Source organism: Methanosarcina sp. WH1 (genome assembly GCF_000970005.1).
In the GTDB taxonomy this organism is placed as follows: Archaea; Halobacteriota; Methanosarcinia; order Methanosarcinales; family Methanosarcinaceae; genus Methanosarcina.
The window spans coordinates 3,734,075-3,751,855 of the sequence record NZ_CP009504.1 but is presented as its reverse complement, the minus strand read 5'-3'; the positions used below and the strand labels follow the sequence as shown (position 1 = coordinate 3,751,855).

Sequence of the window (17,781 nt, the reverse complement as noted above, 5' to 3'; positions counted from 1 at the left end):
AGACCAGTTTGCCATTTTAAGATCTGTTTCCGTTTTGAGTCTCATTTGCTTCTCTAATATCTTCCCCGACATTTTTCGGGTCTTTATCTGCGTTTATGGAATCACAGGTCACAGGTTGGTGGAAATCCCGTTGTAGTATGATTCGGATCTTGAAGCTCTTTTAATATTCTTGAAATTGTGCATAACCTTCAACAGGCGTTCGAGCCCGAAACCTGCCCCTATCCAGGGCTTGTTTATTCCCCAGTCCCGGTCCATGGGCACGGGCCCGACAACTGCTGAGGAAAGTTCCAGGTCTCCGTGCATGACATCAAGGGTATCCCCGTAGACCATACAGGAGTCTCCTACAATTTCGAAGTCGATCCCCAGGTAGTCCAGGAAATCTTTAATTATGGCTTCAAGGTTTTCGCGCGTGCAGCCTGACCCCATCTGGCAGAAATTCAGCATGGTAAACTCTTCCAGGTGTTCTTTGCCGTCAGACTCTTTCCTGTAACAGGGCCCGATCTCGAAGATTTTTATCGGGTCAGGCAGGGCTCTATTAAGCTTGCGCAGGTAGTTGTAGAGATTCGGAGCAAGCATGGGCCTTAAGCAGAAGTTATTATCAACCCTGAAGATCTGCTTTGAGAGTTCCTTATCGTTATCAATGCCCATCCTTTCAATATACTCCATAGGGATCAGAATCGGGGACTTTATCTCCAGAAAACCCCGATCAACAAAAAATTTCGTAATCTCGCGTTCGAGTTTTCCCAGGTAATGTTCCCTTTCTTCGGCATAGATCTGCTTCAGGTCCTTTCTTCTCCTGGACAGCAGTTCGGACTCAAGTTTCCTGAAGGGCGTTCCGGAATCCAGGGAAATCTCATCCTTCGGGCTTAACAGACCTTGAAGCCTGTCAATCTGGCTCTTTGTAAGTGCAGGAGCACTCGCCTGAACAGGGATGGTCTGGGAAGCCGCCGGAGATGTAGTTGATTTTGTTGTTCCCTGTGCTGATGTAGATGCAGGCATTGCCGAAGTGGAGATTGTTGTTGATGCAGAAGCTGGTGCTGTTGTAGAAGCTGGTGCAGGTGCTGTTGTAGAAGCTGGCGCAGGTGCTGTTGTAGAAGTTGATGCAGGTGCTGTTGTTGATGCAGAAATTGGTGTAGTGGGTGCAGGTTGAGACTCAGAAGGCAGAGTCTGTACCGGTGCCGTATTTTCAAGTGGTTTTGGGGTTCTTGCAACTGATTTTGGCATTACTTTTCTTATTTTTGGAGCAGAAACTACCGTGACTTTCGCGTTGCTTTTGTCTTCGTTTGTTCTTGTGAGGAACTTGTTTAGGTCCTCATCTGAAACCCTGCAGTGTTTGCAGATCTTCCTGTACTTATGGTGCCTCAGGGCCCGTGCTGTCCTGCAGCTCCGGGAATTGTTCACAACAAGCCGTTCTCCACATTCCATTTCGATGTAGATTTTTCTTTTTGATACCTCATGATGCCTGATTTTGTGAAGCTTTCCGGTCCTGGACATCCAGAGCCCTGTAGCAGATATCAGAGTGTTTAGTGGTTTTTTATCCATAGTGTTACCCTCGGTGAACTAAAACCCGGATAATTTCCAAGAACAGTATTCAGAACCCCGGCTTACAGAACATAAGCGTGGAGCCAGCAATTGCTGACAGCTACCCCGGAAAAGAGATCGATAATCCCAGGCAATAGAATAGTTTATAGACTCTGGAAAGAGTTTCCTGATTCTATAAAAATTTCAGTGGAATGTTATGCAAGTGCCATTCCGGGATTCAGAAACGTGGCGGAAACCCCGGGAATCTAACCCGGCTGAACGGATTTAGAGTCCATTCGATCTACATGATCAGGTTTCCTCCTAGACAAAATAGATTAAAATTTTATTTGTTGTTTTTTTTCTATAGCGATCTTAATTAATGAATAAAATAATATTCTTTAATATATATGTTTATTGGTGAATACCTGGCCAGATTCGAGTTCTTATTTATATTTTTGGGAAAATCGCATCTTATAGGCAGGTCCTGATAAAATACGGAGAAGAAAATAAGTCCTATATAAAAATCCGGATGAAAGGGACGGAGAAAAATCTCCGAATAAAAAAGAAATTGGCTAAAGAAATGAATTTAATTTTTCCCGTTCAGGATAGTTCATATATCCCGAGTGTGCTCAGAGCCAGAGCAGTTGCATTTATGTCGTCTACTTTGTTTCCCCAGGCTCCGCTTTCACGGACTTTTCCAAGGAGCCAGTCTATAGAATCTCCCACTTCTTTTTTGAATCCTGCAAGGAGAAGAGCCTGGATTGCCAGGTTGCTTGTGGAAATATGCTCCCATCCTCCGTCCTGTCCTTTTTTTGAAAGGACCCACTCAGCCCTTTCCCGGATAAAAACCTCAAAATCCCTGTTTCCTGTCAGGTTTTCCTGTTTTTTGAGGGCTGTGATTATAAGGGAAGTAGTACCAACCTGTTCCCAGGCAGGACCGTAGTTTTCATATAACCAGTTACATCCTTCCCTGTCAGAAACTTCCATATCAGCAAGAGCCCCAAGACTATAGGCAGTATCATAAACGTCTTCGTTCCATGAGCCTTCTTTTTTCATGGAGAACAGCCACCTCTCCGGTGCCTTGAATATAATTCCTTCAGTCGAAAGGGCTGAACAGGCTCTTGCCGTATCTCTAATTGAGGAGTTCCAGCATTCACCTTCTTTTTTACGGATTAGACGGGTAATATAGGGGTTCGGGAGTTCCCATAAAGCATGAGCCGATACTGTACTTGCAAGTTCTTTTACGGATTGAATCTGCTGGGTGGAGAGCCATTCGAAGCCTTTTTTCACGATATCGAATTCCAGGTTGCTTAACATTTAACGGTGCTTTTCAGGCTTCATATATTAATACCTGACCTCACGATTTTTTTATCCTGTACCTGACCTATTTTTTTGGGAGAAAGTATTTAGGGTAAATTATATGTAGGACATTTTGCATAATAATGCATAATAGTACGTCCATAGTACGTCCAAGGAAATGAAAAATAGTGAATTTTAAACATCATTTGAGGCATTTCAAACCTGAATATTTAGAAGAGGGTTCATTTGTGGAAATAGTCCTTACAGTTGACGAATTTGAAGCCATAAGGTTCAGTTTTCTGGGAAATTTATCTCATATTTGAAGGAGGGGATTACAGGATGCCAGGCGGAAATGGTAGTGGTCCGGTGGGTAAAAGCCGGGAAGGCAGAGGACAATGCAGAAGCAGAGGAGGAACTGGTGGTCCGGAAGGGACATGCATATGCCCTGAATGCGGATACGAAGTACCCCACAAGACAGGAGTTCCCTGTATTGAAATTAAATGTGAAAAGTGTGGGACCCCAATGGTCAGGAAGTGACTGTTAACCCGGATGATCCCAGATTATATGGGTTTGAAAACTCCCATGAAGTGTGAGCTGATACTATACTTGCAAGTTTCTTTTTCGACTCTTGCAAGTTTTTTTTCGATTCGATTTTTGGAATGTTATTTTAGGGCAAGAGCCTGTACGAATGCAAAACTATTTATGTTTTGCATTATTATGCATAATTATGCGTCCTAGAAAAAGAAGGATGGTGGATTTCGAACATTCGGCAAGGCAGTTCAGGCCTTTGAGTTCTGAAGGCGAAATTTCTGAAGAAATCCTGCTGACAATCGACGAACTCGAGGCCATGAGGCTCAGCTTTCTGGAAAACCTTTCCCAGGGCGAGGCTGCGGTCCGTATGGAGGTCCACCAGTCTACCTTTCAGAGGGCTCTGAAAAAAGCACTTGAAAAAGTAACTGAAGCGCTTGTTTATGGAAAAGCAATAAGAATTGAAGGAGGAGATTACAGGATGCCAAGAGGAGACGGAACAGGTCCTTCAGGCCAGGGTCCGGTTGGTGGCGGAAGAAGCCGCGGACAGGGCAGAGGCCAGGGCGGACGGTTCGGCGGACCTGATGGAAACTGTGTATGTACTGCCTGCGGGCATGAAACTCCCCATACTCCGGGAGTCTCCTGCAGCCAGGTGAAGTGTGAGAAATGTGGAAGCCCTATGGTCAGGAAATGAGTTAAAGGGCGCTCGAAAAAAAAAGTGGGAGGGAGGTACAATCAGTGCTCCTTTGCTACTCCATTCCACAACTGAATAAAACAATTCATGTTAAATTAAAACATACAATGAAGGAAGTTGGAAACAATGCCATATGGAGATAGAACAGGTCCGATGGGCCAGGGATCAAAGACAGGACGGACCATGGGTTACTGCTCGGGCAGTGACAGCCCGGGTTATATGACCGGAGGTCCGGCGGGCGCATTCCGGGGCGCTGGCGGTGGAGCCGGGCGCGGTATGGGTCGAGGTGCAGGCCGCGGAGCCTGTAGGGGTTTCAGGTGCAGGAAAACCCCTGGTTTTGGAAGAGGCGGAGGATTTGTTGCCCGGGGTGAATACCCTGGATATTACTACCCCGGATATTACTACCCTGCACCTTCTCAGTCACAGATCGGATCTGAAGCTGATTCCCTTGAAAACCGAATAAAGCTCCTGAAACAGGAACTTGAAACCCTTGATGGGAAACTTAAAACACTCAAGCTGCAGGAAAGCAGTGTAGAAGAATGAGAATGTTGTAGAAGGACGAGAATGTTGTAGAAGAATGAGAATGTTGTAGAAGAACGAGAATGTAATAGAGAACGTCGGAAAAGTCGATAATTGCCAAAATTTTGGCACATTTAAATACTGACAATAGATTCCAAAAGGTCTCATGATCCATATCTTTTGATTGGATTTTTAGGCACTGTGTGAATTTAGGTGTAAACTTCTGACTTTTCCAGCGCTCTCAATATAAAGGAGTTGAAAGCAAATGCCAAATGGAAATAGGACCGGGCCAACGGGCAATGGGTCAAAGACAGGAAGGAACCTGGGTTATTGTACGGGTAATGATTCTCCTGGTTACACAAAAGGAGTTCCCTCAGGGGCAGGAAGGAGATTTGGAGGACAGAAATCTGGAGGACGCAAATCCGGATCTGGAAGTGGCCGTGGGATGGGGTGTGCCGGTAAGGGCAGGGGTTACAGGTGCAGGAGTGCCCCCGAGGTCGTGAATGCCAGGGAGTCTGCTGTTCTGGATACATATCCTGAATACTATTACGCCGCCCCTTCTCAGTCACAGGCCGTGTATGAAGCCGATTTACTTGAAAACCGGATAAATCTCCTTAAACAGGAACTTAAATCCCTTTCTTGGAAATTTAAGGCTCTTCTGCCAGGGAAGCAGTGAAGAATGATTATAAGGACAGAATCTGGTGGATTTTTCACTTTTTTCTTCTCTTATTGTTCAAAAAGGAAGAGTTAAAAAATGAATTCAAGAATCGTTTACGGACCACTTCTTTCAAGAAGGCTTGGAAGATCTCTAGGAGTAGATGTAATAAAGAATGCAGGATCTAAAAAGAACTGCAACTACGACTGTATCTACTGTCAGCTAGGGCATGTTGAGTCAAAACTCAAAAGTCCTGAAGATGTGAAGGAAGCAGTGACTCCGGAAGAAGTCTCTGAGAGCTTCCAGAAGTTCAATAAAGATATCGAAAACCTGGACTATATCACATTTTCCGGAACATGTGAACCTTCTCTGAACCTCTCTCTGGGGGAGATGGTCCAGGTTATCAAGAAAATAAGTGGGGTTCCTGTCTGTATAATAACGAATTCTTCTCTTGTGGGAAGAGAGGATGTTCGGAAGAACCTGGCTCAGGCGGATCTGGTTGTTGCAACCCTGGTTTCCGGAAATGAAAATACCTGGAGAAGGATACACAGACCTGCTCCCGGCATAGCCCTGCAGGAAATAATCGAAGGTCTGCGGGAACTTGCGAAAGCCGGGGCCGGAAAAAGGCTGGCACTTGAGGTCATGTTTCTCGAAAGCGAAACAGGTGAGCCTTTGAATAGTACTGATGAAGAGGTCGAAAAACTGGTACAAACAATCAGGTATATATGCCCTGATGAGATCGAGGTTCTGACAGTCAGCCGTCCTCCTGCAGAAAAATGGGTGAAGCCAGTCTCTGAGGAGAGGTTGAAGGAAATTACTCAGCGCTTTGTTTCAGAGTTTGGAGACGAAAAAGTAAGGCTGGTTTTAAAGGGGAAAAATAAGAGGGGAAAGGTTTTACACCGAGACTTGGAGGAGGAAGTTTATGCACTTCTTCTTAGAAGACCCTGTACCTTCGAACAGACATGGCAGGGTCTGAGCATGGGTCCTGGACGCCTTTCTCCTGTCCTCGAAAAGTTGCTTGGTGAAGGCAAAATAGAGAAAATAGAGTCGGAAACCGGGGAGTATTATAGGGCAAAATAAGTTCCAGTAAAATAAGTTACGGGGCAAAATAAGTTCCAGTAAAATAAGTTACGGGTAAAGTGGAATATGGAAGTATGGATAAAAGAAAAATGCAATTGGCTGCGGGAAAATATATCGCAGCCATCGGAATCGAAACCGTTGTCAAGGTTCTCTGAGGATGAGGAATGTCTCTGACTATTTTATGTTAACCTTTGATATCTTTCAGATTTTCTTAAGTTTTTCTCCTGCTTTTTTACTCCTGTTTTTGCTTTCAGATACTTTCTTCCTCATCCTTAGGAGGGAGCCTCTTTGCCAGTTCAGCATCAAGTGCAGACAGAGCCTCTTTGTTTTCCCCGGCAATTTTCAATTTATCAATAATCTCTTTGTCGTTTTCTTCCTCTTCTACCTGCTCTTCGACATACCACTGAAGGAAGGAAGCCGTAGTTTCATCTTTTTCTGAACGGGCAAGGTCCACCAGGTCGTTAATTGAGCGGGTAATGAACTGTTCGTGCTGCAGGGTCTTTCTGAACATCTCTATCGGTGTGCCGAACTCCACAGGCGGCTCTTTGATTTCCTTTAACCTGACCTTTCCTCCCTGCCTGTTGATGTAATCAAAGATCTTCATCCCATGGATGGTTTCTTCCTTGACCTGTACCTTAAACCAGTGGGTAAACCCGGACAATCCTATGGACGAGCTGTATGCCCCCATTGAAAGGTAAAGGTAAGAAGAGTACAGTTCCCTGTTAATCTGTTCATTCAGTGCTTTTTCCATTTTTTCGTTCAGCATTATTTTCCCCTCACTTTGTTGAATCCGATCTAATTTTTTCCGCAAAATACCTATTTTACTGTCCCTTCTCGCGTACAACAAGTACCGGGACTTTTGCGCTCCTGACTACCTTTTCAGATACGCTGCCTATCAGGAAGCGTTCTATTCCACTTTTTCCAAGTGAGCCAACAATAATCAGGTCCATTCCGTTCTTCTCTGCAAAATTGACAATTTCTTCTGCAGGATGCCCTTCGAGAAGGGTGGGTTCTACCTGCAAGCCTGTACCTGCGTTTTTTGCAGTTTTTTTCACATAAGATACGGCTTCTTCTCCAAACTCTCTGAACCGGGAATACATTGCCTCTTCCCACTTCAGATCTTCAGGAACCGAAGAATAAATTGATCTGTCGATCACGTAGACAGCATAAATTTTTGCTCCGCTCAGGCGAGCGAGCTCAATTGAGGCATCTGTAGCTTTTCTGGCACTTTCAGAGCCATCGGTTGCAATCTGTATTTTTCTATAGAGTTTGCTCTCCATTATTCAGCCCCCTGATTTTTATCCCCCATTTGAATATAATTGTGTCCATATTAATAATTTTCATCCCATTATTTCCGGGGAAAGGAAAAAGTATCCATAAAAACAAAAATTATATACTCATTAATACTATTTATGAAGAGGAGGATGTGCCTTGGGAAAACAGGGAATAAAATTAACCCAAATGTTAATTTTGATGTCTATTCTTCTCCTTTTCGCTTCAGGAAGTGGCTGCATCCGGAATTTTGAAGAGGAAAACTACTACAATATCAGGGATATGGACATCTCGGCAGATCGTGCAGGGACTTCTTTTGTAGACCTCAATATCACGACATACGTAGAAAAATACCAGGGGGATATGGAGAAAAACACCTCTCTTCTTCTGAAAGTTTACAACAGAGATAGCGGGCTGCTTGAAGTACAGGAGGAAGTACAGCTCGGGAAGCTAAAAAAAGGGGAAACAAAAGCAGTAAGCCAGAGCTTGAGCCTGCCTAAGACCGGAGGATATAATATACGTTCGGTTCTCTTCGAAGAAGATACTCAGAAGGACATCGGAGAAATCAATGTCTACAACCTGGATTTTCTGCCTGCTGACGTGCAGGATATAGGGCTTGAAATTTCCGAAATGGATTTCCGGGTCAGGAAGGTAGAAGACAAAAAAGTCTTCATTGAAAGTGATCTATATCTGACAAACGAGGGCAAAAAAACCAGTCAGGACCTCCGTATGCTTGTCAAGGTCCGGGAAATTGACGCAGGGCTCCTTGCAGATAAGGTCTGGGTCCGGACAGGAGAAATAAAGCCCGAAACAACAGTTATCCGGAGTGTCAACCTTACCATGCCGGACCAATACAACTATGTTGTCGAAGTGCTGATCTGGAACAATGATACTATTGTCAGGCGCGGAGAAGATTATATCCAGCTCAACCCGACAATTAAGATTAAAGATAAGACTTCCACGGAAACCAGGAAGATTCAGACCAGTGAATTTGAAAATGCGGATGAACCTCGAATGGTTCCTGAAGAGGACTATGCAGGAGAAGAAGCAACTCCAGGATTCAGCCTGTTCCTGTCAGCAGTCCTGCTCTGTTCGGCAGCAATTTTAAGGAGGCGGTTTGGATGAGTGAAACAGAAGAGCTCAATTCAGAGACAAAAGGGGCAAAGGGGTCAGACCTTGGGGATAACTTCAAGAAAGGAGTTTTTGTGATTGCCATGTTGCTCCTGCTTGTGGCAACTTTTCAGCTCTATTTCTCCTTAACACGAGTAATCGATATCTGGTTCGAGTATCAGTATATCCCTATTTTCAAGGCTGTGTATAATTTCATTGTCCTGTTCGTAAGCCTTTACATCATCAGGCTGTATATAGTAAAGCGCTGAGGTGTGCCTAAAAAGCTGAGATTTACCTGAAAATCTGAAAACAGTCCTGAAATATAAACTGAAGAGAAATGTATAAACTGAAGAGAAATGTATAAACTGAAGAGAAATGTATAATAGGAAATTCATTGAAGATATCTGAAAAAAACAGGGTTGAAGAGCCGAAACAGTTGATTTCGTAAGACTTTAAGTTTCAGCCTCTTCAATTAATTTTTTTACGGTTTCAAGCACAAGAATCGCGTCCTGCCTTTTTACGTCAACTTCGCTGTTAATGCAAAAATCAAGGAGTATCTTCCTTTTTTCTTCCGGTATCAGGCCTTTTTTAGCCCCTTCTTTTGTAAGTCCGAGATAGCTCCTGTCAGGGTAGTAAGTTTTGATAGCAAGGTCCAGGAGGCTATCGTGCTCTTTTTCACTTACAAGTCCGATAGTTAGAGCGGCTTTAAGGGTTTCCCGGATGTTTACCAGGGGCACGGAGATGGGCTCAAATGTATCAGGGTTGGTGCTTACAGCTACCTCGTCGTCAGACTCGATAATCCCGTCCCTGTACCATTCGTAAACCTTCCCTACGCCGATCATGCCGTGTGTGTCCAGTTCCGAAGCCCTGAGAGCCCCCATGCTGGCACCCCCCACAACTTTTACTCCTGCATTAAGGGCAGATAGGATTTCTCTGTGTCCTACTGCAGCCCGGTCAAAGAAAATCCCGTCAATGATTCCTAATACTTTATACCCCTGCTGGACAAACTTTTCAAGCTGGAACCTGCGTATCGGGGGCTGGTATTTTGCCCTGAGGATTTTTTTTGCATCCTCATGGCTGATGCTGTTACCGGTAAAGATAACTGCTTTTGCTTTCATCTTCTTTTCCACGGCTTTTCGTTTTTGTTTCTGGAAAATTCTTTTTTCTTCCCTGCAGCAATTCTTTTTCCCGTACGGTCGCGGTCGATAGTGAAAAGTTCAAAACCCGGAATGATTACCCTGACTGCAGGCACTTCGATTTCCTCTCTTGAGAGGTCCACGACAAGCACCTTTTCGGCAAGGCCCTTTAGCTTTTCAAGTATTACGTCGATGCTTTCAGCAGGGCTTTTTCTGGAGAGGTCCTGTACTTCGGAAAGGGAAATTTTTTCGCCTTCTTCAAACCAGAACCAGTTCAGGCGCTTCATGCGGTCATACCCTACACTTCGGATAAAGCCCTCCCTGTCTGTGTCTTCCCTTGCGCCCTGGATTTGGACAACTCTCGACTGCGCAGCTTCAGTTATTGCTCTTGCAACTGCAATCTCAGGTTTAAGGTGGGAGCCTGCTCCCATGACCAGAAGAGCAGGATCTTTTAATTTTACGTCATCAGTTGCTGCAATAACTGTAGGGATTCCGGTGTCCGTCGGGACAAGCCATACTTTGAGTTCAATTCCTGCTTCTTTGAATTTTCGGGCAAGCTCGTAAAGGTATCCGTCTTCTTCTGTCAGCACGATCTCCTTTCCAAGATTACGGGTAAATTGGGCTGTGCTGATAGCATCTCTTTCTATAACTTCAAGCATCCCGTGCAGGATAGCTTCCTCAAGCACGTTTCCTGAAGCCAGTCCATTCGTATTGCTCAAGAAAAGTTTCTGGCACTGCCCGGGTGCATCGTAGGGGTGGAAAACTGCATTTGCGCTTATGAATGTCTCTTCCCTGTTCATCATATCATATGCTCCGACCCATTCCATAAGGGAACTGGGGTCAAAGGGCTGGGATAGGAGCAGGGCGCTTGGGTTAAGCACGTTGCGGTTTTCTATGGCAGAGGTATAGGAATCCACAAGGGCCGGGGCAGAAATACCCCCCTCAATGTTTGCATTCACACCGGGCCTTTCTGCCAGGCAACGCTCAAAACTCTCCATCATTGCTGAAATCCGGGCCCTTTGCTCGGTCGAGCCCTTGCCTGAGTAGATACTGATAGCTCCCGGAGCGGCACTGGGGCGGATTGCCGAAAAGATAGGAATCCCGAGCCTGTCCAGGTTTGTTATGTCTGCAATTCGGGTAACACCTATTTTTTTTATCTGATCTTTAGTGTTTTCAAGGGTTGTAGTTTCATCATACACACGCTGGGTGCCTTCGATGTATGAGAGAGACCTGTCAATTTTTATCTCGGGCATAGTTAGAAACCTTCTCATTTCTTGTTATATATTTTGTGATTTTTCGGAAATTTACGGACCTTTTAAAGGGATATTTCACAGTTTTCCTGTGCAAGACTTCTTTTTACAAATGAATATGAACAGAATACAAACAGAATACAAACAGAATAACGCTATATATTGAAGGGATCTATAAGTATGTAAGAGGGTTTATAAGGGGTTTTTGTCCGATGGAGCTCAAAAAATTGTTTCTTGAAGAAAATGTAGGAGGTTTTGATCTGATACTCCGAACCTTTCTCGGAGTACTTGGAATTACTGCTCTTGCAATGAATCTTGTAAAAAGTTCTCCTTTGAAGTGGATTGTTGCGCTGGTAACTTTTACGGGACTTTTCAGTTCGATCCTGAGACACTGTACTCCTTATGTTATTCTCAGGATCAACACGGCAAAGAAAAAATAACAAAAAGAGTATGGGGAGGTTAAGAGTATGGGGAGTTAAGAGTATGGGGAGTTTATCCTTAGCGGCGAAGTCAGGTATACACAATGAAGAAAATAGTCCCGCTCACAAATTGTTCAATTTAAAATTGTTCAAGTTAAAGATGCAGAAACATTTCTGTACGATGCTTATTGAACTAAGAAAATATAGGCAGCAGGGAAGTATGAATACGATATGATTCAAAGGAAAATACATTTCTATCCTTTGTGAGGTTTTACAATTTTGATATTTTTGTTTTCTTTTTTCATCCATTCGGAAAATGTAAGATGGTAAAAAACAGAGATTATGAAAACCGGAATTGAAACACAAATTGCAAATGGTGCAAAATGACCACAGAAGAAAATAAGAGAAAGCAAAACCAGCAAAAATGAACTTATGTAATAATTTTCTTGTTTTAGAGTTATTAAAAACAATTTTTTATTGTGTATTTTAAGTTCGTCTTCCTCTCGAAATTGAATCGAGCTCTCTCTTTGTTTGAACTTGCGTTCCTTTGGGAGCACCAGCTGTGAAAACGGAACAATAAGTGCTATGCCGATGAATAGTAAACACGCAAGAAGAGAATAAATTGAAATAATTGGTACGTTATCTAATGTGTGTATATTGAGTTTACCGTATACGTTAGAGAATGTTATAGCATAAAATCCAAATATTACAAACATAAATTTTATTAGTGAAAAAAATTGATCCAGATTTTTATTATATATTTCAAATAATTCGCACTCAATTTCTTTTTGTTGATCCAACATGTTGCTGCCCCTTAAGATAAATGGCGGAAACATACTTAAATATTTTGAACACAATCCTCCTTTATGTGATTTCACCTGAACTTCCGCTCTGATTTTTGTTTCCGGATTCACTGGAAGCAGCTTATTTTTATCTTTTGATCTGCTTCAATGTCTTTTGATCTGCTTCAATGAACTCTTTCGTCTTTCTTTTTCTTTTCTAAGGTGGTAAGATAGGTTTATCACGTGTGAGTATATATGTTATAATATGTCGACATTGTTTGAAGACTTTGGATCTCTTAGTTACATTCCTGCGGATGTAGCTTTCTGGTCTACCGTCTTCATCGGGGTCGTTTGCTTTATTATGCTCTCTTTTTTGATATTCACTGTGCGTCGGGGTATTAAGAGTAAACAAATTTACTAAAGTTTTTTTATTTTATTTTTATGTTTTCTTTTTTCCATCTAACTTTTTTAAATCAATTCTATTATTTTTCGATGCAGGATTTTTGATTCCCTTATTTTATAATATATTAAGGGATTATAATATCTTAAATAAAATTAAAATCAGGGTAAATACTATTATAAGTAAGGGTAAATAATATTATAATCAGGGGTATGAGGGCTTATGCAGGCTGAGGAGAAGAGAACGGACACTGATAGTTCTAACGTTCAAACAAATGAGCTCTCCCTATCCAACAAAGAACACAATTCTGGGGAAATGTCAGGAAATTTTCATGAAACATGAGAACCATAACCAGCATGAAAGAATGCAGCATCAGGGGCATGAAATGTCTGGGGGAAAGGGACACGGCAATCATCATGCTCATATGCTTGCGGATTTCAGAAAAAGATTCATAGTTTCTTTCATATTGACCTTCCCGGTTTTGCTGCTTTCCCCCATGATTCAGGGTTTTTTTGGCTTTGAGTTTCGCTTTCCAGGTGCGGATATTCTTATTTTTTTGTTGTCTTCTGTCGTTTATTTTTATGGTGGCTACCCGTTTCTCAAAGGGCTGAAAGACGAGCTTGCAGAGAAATCTCCGGGAATGATGACCCTTATAGCCGTTGCTATCAGTGTGGCTTATTTTTACAGTTCTGCGGTGGTCTTAGGGCTTCCCGGAGGAGTTTTTTTCTGGGAACTTGTGACCCTTATCGATGTAATGCTTTTCGGGCACTGGCTTGAGATGCGTTCGGTAATGGGGGCTTCAAATGCCCTTGAAGAGCTTGTAAAAATCATGCCCTCGGTTGCTCACCTGAAGAAAAATGGCGAAACTGTTGATGTGGGGGTTGACCGATTAAAAATAGGGGACAGGGTTCTGGTCAAGCCCGGGGAAAAGATTCCTGTTGACGGGACTGTTATAAAAGGGATAAGCAGTGTCAACGAATCAATGCTAACAGGGGAGTCAAAGCCTGTCACGAAAAACCCGGGGAATGAGGTAATCGGCGGTTCGATTAACGGAGAGGCGGCTTTTGTTGTGGAGGTCAAAAAAACAGGAAAGGACACCTACCTCAACCAGGTTGTTGAACTCGTCAAAACAGCCCAGGAAAGCAAATCAAAGACTCAGGACCTGGCAAACAGGGCGGCGATGTACCTTACGATCATAGCCCTGAGTGCAGGAGCTCTTACATTCGTCCTCTGGATCTTCTCCGGTCATGAACTTGTCTTTGCCCTGGAGAGGGCAGTTACGGTAATGGTTATCACCTGCCCGCATGCCCTGGGGCTTGCAATCCCGCTTGTGGTTGCGGTTTCAACGTCCCTGGCAGCAAAATCCGGACTCCTTATCCGGGACCGGCAGGCGTTTGAAAAAGCCCGGGGCCTTGAAGCAGTAATCTTTGATAAAACAGGCACTCTCACCGAAGGAAGGTTTGGAGTAACAGATGTATTTTCTCTCTCAGGCGAGGGCGACAAAATGAACGACAAAAGGATCCTCAGCCTCGCAGCTTCCCTTGAAGCAAGTTCGGAACACCCGATTGCAAGGGGAATCCTTGAGAGTGCCAGGGAAAATGGGATAGATCCTGTTCAGGTCGAAAAGTTCAGTTCTATTCCCGGAAAAGGAATCGAGGGTATTATTGATGGCAAGAAATTCCTTGTAGTAAGCCCGGGATACCTTGAAGAAAAAGGAATCAGCCTGAATGATGGGAAAATTGAGTCCGAGAAAATTGAAGAAATTAAGGAGCAGGGAAAAACCATTATATTTCTGCTTGAAGGAAATAAGGTACTTGGAGCCCTTGCCCTTGCCGACATTATCCGGAAAGAGTCAAGGGAAGCAATCTCAAAGCTCAAAGGAACAGGTATAAAATGCCTGATGCTTACCGGGGACAACCGCTATGTTGCTGCCTGGGTATCCAGGGAACTGGAGCTTGATGACTATTTTGCAGAAGTTCTTCCTCACGAAAAGGCAGCAAAAGTCATGGAAGTTCAGAAGCAGTACGTTACCGGAATGGTCGGAGACGGGGTCAATGACGCCCCTGCCCTTTCCCAGGCTGATGTGGGAATTGCTATCGGGGCAGGCACGGATGTTGCAATCGAAACCGCCGATATCGTGCTGGTAAAAAACGATCCCAGAGATGTGCTGTACATTATTGAGCTTTCCAGAAAAACTTACTCTAAGATGTACCAGAACCTGCTCTGGGCAACCGGGTATAATGTTTTTGCAATTCCGCTTGCAGCAGGTGTACTCTACGGATACGGCATCTTACTGAACCCTGCCGTAGGGGCAGTTCTCATGAGCTTGAGTACTGTGATCGTAGCTATAAATGCAAGAGCGTTAAAGATGGAGTGATTTTATGTTCGGAATAATTCGTGGTTTGATGAAAATGCTGGCTCTGGCAGCACTGGTTTCTTCAGGAATCAAATTTATCTCAAAGCATGTACGGGGAAAAAGAAGAAAATAATAAGCAGTGGACATGAAGCTTGATTATTCTATCTGATTATTCTATCTGATTATTCTATCTGATTATTCTATCTGATTATTCTATCTGATTATTTTAGCTGATTATTTTAACCGATAAATTCAGGTTTGGTTTAAAGGGGGTTAAAGTATCACAGACAGAGAAGGCAAAAGCAATACATTCCTGATTATCCTGCTGGTTCTGGTAGTTGTAGGAATATCTATCCTTATGGAGGGAGCTGCGTTGAATTCCATCGGACTGATGGTAGAGGTGATTATCCGATAATGATGAGTTCCGAGATTCCTCTGGATATCAGGTATGAAAGCCTTGTTTTCCATATTTTTGATATTCTATCCTTCAAATGCAGCCTTTTCAGACTTTCAAACAGCCTTTCAGGAATCACCTTCTTTCAGGAATCACCTTAATTCTTTCTTGAATTATCTGCCGAGTTCTTTGACTCTTTTGGGTTGCCTGATAAGGTAGTAAAGAAAAGCTCCTACAATATACGTAAAAACAATAACTATAACCCAAATAAGGCGTGTATTCCCTTTATCCGTTTCTTTTCGCAGGCAGTCAACAAGGGTCCAGGCCCAGAGAATAAAAGACAGAAGAAAAACAAATCCGAAAATAATGAGAATAAGGGAATAGCCGAACATTTTACCGTGTCCTATTTTGGATTTTTTATTAGTCTGGGTTTTTCAGCCCTACTTTTCTTTACCTTGATATTTTTCTCTACTCTGAGGCTGCATTCTGGAGTTCTTTACTTGAATCGAATCCATTTTCAATATATAGCCATATTTACTTAAACAGTTTGGTTTTTCTACTTGCTTCTATAGTTTGGTTTTTCTGCTTTCTCCTCATTTCATCTCCTCTGAACCGGCGTGAACCTCCATCCAGCTTTTGTATAGCACAGCCCATCTTTTATCTTCTATCATTACGTTAAGTTTGTATGCGGATTCTTTTTTTTTGGAAACTCAAGCAAAATCGGGTTTTTATATGACACATTTTCATATAATTTTCTGTCAACATTTCTCAGAGTGCTTCCATTTTCCTGGAAATGATAGTTCACATAAATCGATTACAGCATTCGGATCTACCGGAATGTAAATAATCGAGAACCTGTCGTTCTTTCCAGTTTCCACCCGTTTTTCTTTGGTATCAAACTCTTTGCTTTGCGGGCATAATTAGTTTGTATAAATCACGAATTTTTTTGAACCTGAGTGTCTGAATTTTAGTGGTTTTTATCAGCTGAGCCCGAAGGATAAAATGTCAGGTTCAGTTTTTAGCTCTTTCTCAAATCGCCTGAGCCTGAAAGTGAGTAAAAATACGATATAAATTACCATACCTGCAAGCAAAAAGGATCTTCCTGCAAACAATTCATATAATAGCCCGCCGAGGATCAGCCCTGTTATACTTGCAAGCCCTCCAAAACTGCTGGCAAACCCCTGTACCGTGCCCTGGTAATTTCTTCCTGCAATTTTTGATAAAAGGGAGAGGAAAGAAGGCCACATAAACCCGTCTCCAAGCGCGAAAAACCCTGTTGCAAGATAGGTAAGAAAGAGGTTTCCGGGGATAAGCAGCAGGAAGTTCGTGCCGAGCATCAGACTTCCGACTATTATAAGCGAGGCATCTGAATATCTTTTTGAAAGTCCTGGGAGAATAGATCCCTGCACAATTATCAGAAGGGCGCTCAGAACAGTAAAGTATATTCCCATTTCTGCGATCCCCCAGTCAAGAGCTGCGATTGCATGTAAGGGAAAAGCGGTGTAGAAAATATTGAAGCTGAGAAATATGAGAAAGTAAAGCCCGAACATATAAGGGATATTCGGAAGCTTTAAAACTTCTCTGAAGGAAGGCTTTCCGGTTTCCCGCGCAGCCCTGCACTCCTTTATTTCGTAGCCAAAGACTTTTCGTATGTCCTCAGAATCGGCAGGTTCCTTAAGAGAACACTCTTTGTTTTCAGGGATATAAAATATGATAAGTGCTGTCCCTATAAGTGAAATTATCACTGCGCCCAGGACTGGAGCTGCTTCTCCGTATGCTGTTACGCTCAAAAGCCCGGCAAGGGCAGGGCCCACTATGAACCCGAGGTTTGAGGAAATCGACATTTTTCCGAAATTCCGGTTCCTGTCTTTTTCTTCGGTAATGTCTGCCAGATAGGCATTGGCTACGGACACGTTTCCTCCGGTCAGCCCGTCAAGAGCCCGGGCAAAGAAGAGTACTGCAAGGGGCAGGGTGAAGACAAAAGTTCCCAGGACTTCAGAATCAACTTTAAAAAGGATGGAAGCCGGGAGAAAGAGGGCTGCAAGAAAGATAATCCATGAAAGCAAGGTTCCCAGCTGGCTTAAAAGAAGGATTTTTTTACGCCCGTAAATGTCAGACCACCTGCCGAGAATAGGGGCGCCTATGAGCTGGAAAACAGGATACATGGAACTTGTAAGCCCGTAAATGAAAGCATTGCCTCCAAGCCGGTTTACCAGAAATACAAGGAAGGGGAGAACAATGCTGAAACCCAGAGTCCCTATGAAGTTTACAGTAAGGAGGGGAAGAAGGTGAACACTCTCTCCTGTCGGAGGGTCAGGAATATTTTCCTGACTCCTGTTTTCCTTATCTGTTCCTATATTTTCCGG

The 17,781-nt window shown here is 43.2% G+C and carries 19 protein-coding genes; 9 read left to right on the top strand and 10 right to left on the bottom strand.

Translation table 11 applies throughout. The annotated features are described in order from the left end of the window. Positions 1 to 108: 108 nt before the first annotated feature. Both pylS and MSWH1_RS16560 read right to left on the bottom strand, forming a co-directional pair. Positions 109 to 1,542 (bottom strand): pyrrolysine--tRNA(Pyl) ligase, encoded by a 1,434-nt coding sequence (gene pylS, locus MSWH1_RS16565; protein WP_048130001.1) that lies wholly within the window; start codon positions 1,540 to 1,542, stop codon positions 109 to 111. Between the two features lie 579 nt (positions 1,543 to 2,121). Continuing rightward, positions 2,122 to 2,838, bottom strand: coding sequence for a hypothetical protein (locus tag MSWH1_RS16560; RefSeq protein WP_048130000.1), 717 nt, complete (start codon positions 2,836 to 2,838; stop codon positions 2,122 to 2,124). A 321-nt stretch (positions 2,839 to 3,159) separates the two neighbouring features. On the opposite strand from MSWH1_RS16560, the gene MSWH1_RS20410 reads away from it, so the two are divergent. The 5 genes from MSWH1_RS20410 to MSWH1_RS16535 all read left to right on the top strand — a co-directional run bounded on the left by MSWH1_RS20410 (position 3,160) and on the right by MSWH1_RS16535 (position 6,296). Next, positions 3,160 to 3,357 carry a hypothetical protein gene (locus tag MSWH1_RS20410; RefSeq protein ID WP_231585510.1) on the top strand — a complete coding sequence of 66 codons (198 nt, stop codon included), beginning with the start codon at positions 3,160 to 3,162 and terminating at the stop codon, positions 3,355 to 3,357. Between the two features lie 211 nt (positions 3,358 to 3,568). Then, positions 3,569 to 4,042: a DUF134 domain-containing protein gene (locus MSWH1_RS16550; RefSeq protein WP_231591841.1), complete on the top strand. Its 474-nt coding sequence runs from the start codon at positions 3,569 to 3,571 to the stop codon at positions 4,040 to 4,042. Between the two features lie 126 nt (positions 4,043 to 4,168). Next, complete coding sequence (locus MSWH1_RS16545) at positions 4,169 to 4,585, top strand: DUF5320 domain-containing protein (RefSeq protein ID WP_048129997.1); 417 nt, start codon at positions 4,169 to 4,171, stop codon at positions 4,583 to 4,585. 241 nt (positions 4,586 to 4,826) lie between these two features. Continuing rightward, positions 4,827 to 5,237, top strand: a complete 411-nt coding sequence (locus MSWH1_RS18630; RefSeq protein ID WP_048129996.1) for a DUF5320 domain-containing protein — start codon at positions 4,827 to 4,829, stop codon at positions 5,235 to 5,237. A gap of 78 nt (positions 5,238 to 5,315) precedes the next feature. Then, on the top strand, positions 5,316 to 6,296 hold the full coding sequence (locus MSWH1_RS16535) for a radical SAM protein (protein ID WP_048129995.1): 981 nt from the start codon (positions 5,316 to 5,318) through the stop codon (positions 6,294 to 6,296). A 250-nt stretch (positions 6,297 to 6,546) separates the two neighbouring features. Here MSWH1_RS16535 and MSWH1_RS16530 read toward each other — a convergent pair whose 3' ends face one another. Further along, positions 6,547 to 7,062 (bottom strand): ferritin, encoded by a 516-nt coding sequence (locus tag MSWH1_RS16530; protein ID WP_048129994.1) that lies wholly within the window; start codon positions 7,060 to 7,062, stop codon positions 6,547 to 6,549. Between the two features lie 55 nt (positions 7,063 to 7,117). Continuing rightward, positions 7,118 to 7,576, bottom strand: a complete 459-nt coding sequence (locus tag MSWH1_RS16525; RefSeq protein ID WP_048129993.1) for a universal stress protein — start codon at positions 7,574 to 7,576, stop codon at positions 7,118 to 7,120. Between the two features lie 193 nt (positions 7,577 to 7,769). Between MSWH1_RS16525 and MSWH1_RS16520 the strand changes: the two genes are divergently transcribed. Then, the gene (locus MSWH1_RS16520; protein ID WP_048129992.1) at positions 7,770 to 8,693 is read left to right on the top strand and encodes a hypothetical protein; all 924 of its coding nucleotides are present in this window, start codon (positions 7,770 to 7,772) and stop codon (positions 8,691 to 8,693) included. Then, positions 8,690 to 8,947 (top strand): hypothetical protein, encoded by a 258-nt coding sequence (locus MSWH1_RS16515; RefSeq protein WP_048129991.1) that lies wholly within the window; start codon positions 8,690 to 8,692, stop codon positions 8,945 to 8,947. Before MSWH1_RS16520 ends, MSWH1_RS16515 begins: the two co-directional genes overlap by 4 nt. 183 nt (positions 8,948 to 9,130) lie before the next feature. On the opposite strand, the gene MSWH1_RS16510 is transcribed toward MSWH1_RS16515, so the two are convergent. Together MSWH1_RS16510 and MSWH1_RS16505 are read right to left on the bottom strand one after the other, a co-directional pair. Beyond that, complete coding sequence (locus MSWH1_RS16510; RefSeq protein WP_231585509.1) at positions 9,131 to 9,796, bottom strand: TfuA-related McrA-glycine thioamidation protein; 666 nt, start codon at positions 9,794 to 9,796, stop codon at positions 9,131 to 9,133. Further along, positions 9,793 to 11,067, bottom strand: a complete 1,275-nt coding sequence (locus tag MSWH1_RS16505; RefSeq protein ID WP_048129989.1) for a YcaO-related McrA-glycine thioamidation protein — start codon at positions 11,065 to 11,067, stop codon at positions 9,793 to 9,795. Before MSWH1_RS16505 ends, MSWH1_RS16510 begins: the two co-directional genes overlap by 4 nt. A gap of 209 nt (positions 11,068 to 11,276) precedes the next feature. On the opposite strand from MSWH1_RS16505, the gene MSWH1_RS16500 reads away from it, so the two are divergent. Beyond that, positions 11,277 to 11,504, top strand: a complete 228-nt coding sequence (locus MSWH1_RS16500) for a DUF2892 domain-containing protein (protein ID WP_048129988.1) — start codon at positions 11,277 to 11,279, stop codon at positions 11,502 to 11,504. Between the two features lie 233 nt (positions 11,505 to 11,737). Here MSWH1_RS16500 and MSWH1_RS16490 read toward each other — a convergent pair whose 3' ends face one another. Continuing rightward, positions 11,738 to 12,397, bottom strand: coding sequence for a hypothetical protein (locus MSWH1_RS16490; RefSeq protein ID WP_231585508.1), 660 nt, complete (start codon positions 12,395 to 12,397; stop codon positions 11,738 to 11,740). A 599-nt stretch (positions 12,398 to 12,996) separates the two neighbouring features. Here MSWH1_RS16490 and MSWH1_RS16485 point away from each other — a divergent pair. Then, entirely contained in the window at positions 12,997 to 15,042 is a 2,046-nt protein-coding gene (locus MSWH1_RS16485) for a heavy metal translocating P-type ATPase (RefSeq protein WP_156148226.1), read from the top strand. A gap of 252 nt (positions 15,043 to 15,294) precedes the next feature. On the opposite strand, the gene MSWH1_RS19500 is transcribed toward MSWH1_RS16485, so the two are convergent. From MSWH1_RS19500 to MSWH1_RS16475, 3 genes are all read right to left on the bottom strand, one after another. Continuing rightward, complete coding sequence (locus MSWH1_RS19500; protein ID WP_156148225.1) at positions 15,295 to 15,489, bottom strand: hypothetical protein; 195 nt, start codon at positions 15,487 to 15,489, stop codon at positions 15,295 to 15,297. Between the two features lie 99 nt (positions 15,490 to 15,588). After that, positions 15,589 to 15,807, bottom strand: coding sequence for a PLDc N-terminal domain-containing protein (locus MSWH1_RS16480; protein ID WP_048129984.1), 219 nt, complete (start codon positions 15,805 to 15,807; stop codon positions 15,589 to 15,591). A gap of 588 nt (positions 15,808 to 16,395) precedes the next feature. Continuing rightward, a complete protein-coding gene (locus tag MSWH1_RS16475; RefSeq protein ID WP_048129983.1) occupies positions 16,396 to 17,736 on the bottom strand; it encodes an MFS transporter in 1,341 nt (446 codons plus the stop codon). Positions 17,737 to 17,781 lie beyond the last annotated feature (45 nt).

Coding starts and splice junctions, on each gene's coding strand:
- MSWH1_RS20410 (WP_231585510.1), top strand. CDS start 3,160: ATGCCAGGCGGAAATGGTAGTGGTCCGGTGGGTAAAAGCCGGGAAGGC.
- MSWH1_RS16535 (WP_048129995.1), top strand. CDS start 5,316: ATGAATTCAAGAATCGTTTACGGACCACTTCTTTCAAGAAGGCTTGGA.
- MSWH1_RS16485 (WP_156148226.1), top strand. CDS start 12,997: ATGAAACATGAGAACCATAACCAGCATGAAAGAATGCAGCATCAGGGG.
- MSWH1_RS16510 (WP_231585509.1), bottom strand. CDS start 9,796: ATGAAAGCAAAAGCAGTTATCTTTACCGGTAACAGCATCAGCCATGAG.
- MSWH1_RS16560 (WP_048130000.1), bottom strand. CDS start 2,838: ATGTTAAGCAACCTGGAATTCGATATCGTGAAAAAAGGCTTCGAATGG.
- MSWH1_RS16500 (WP_048129988.1), top strand. CDS start 11,277: ATGGAGCTCAAAAAATTGTTTCTTGAAGAAAATGTAGGAGGTTTTGAT.
- MSWH1_RS18630 (WP_048129996.1), top strand. CDS start 4,827: ATGCCAAATGGAAATAGGACCGGGCCAACGGGCAATGGGTCAAAGACA.
- MSWH1_RS19500 (WP_156148225.1), bottom strand. CDS start 15,489: ATGGAAAACAAGGCTTTCATACCTGATATCCAGAGGAATCTCGGAACT.
- MSWH1_RS16520 (WP_048129992.1), top strand. CDS start 7,770: ATGTCTATTCTTCTCCTTTTCGCTTCAGGAAGTGGCTGCATCCGGAAT.
- MSWH1_RS16505 (WP_048129989.1), bottom strand. CDS start 11,067: ATGCCCGAGATAAAAATTGACAGGTCTCTCTCATACATCGAAGGCACC.
- MSWH1_RS16525 (WP_048129993.1), bottom strand. CDS start 7,576: ATGGAGAGCAAACTCTATAGAAAAATACAGATTGCAACCGATGGCTCT.
- MSWH1_RS16530 (WP_048129994.1), bottom strand. CDS start 7,062: ATGCTGAACGAAAAAATGGAAAAAGCACTGAATGAACAGATTAACAGG.
- pylS (WP_048130001.1), bottom strand. CDS start 1,542: ATGGATAAAAAACCACTAAACACTCTGATATCTGCTACAGGGCTCTGG.
- MSWH1_RS16550 (WP_231591841.1), top strand. CDS start 3,569: ATGGTGGATTTCGAACATTCGGCAAGGCAGTTCAGGCCTTTGAGTTCT.
- MSWH1_RS16480 (WP_048129984.1), bottom strand. CDS start 15,807: ATGTTCGGCTATTCCCTTATTCTCATTATTTTCGGATTTGTTTTTCTT.
- MSWH1_RS16545 (WP_048129997.1), top strand. CDS start 4,169: ATGCCATATGGAGATAGAACAGGTCCGATGGGCCAGGGATCAAAGACA.
- MSWH1_RS16515 (WP_048129991.1), top strand. CDS start 8,690: ATGAGTGAAACAGAAGAGCTCAATTCAGAGACAAAAGGGGCAAAGGGG.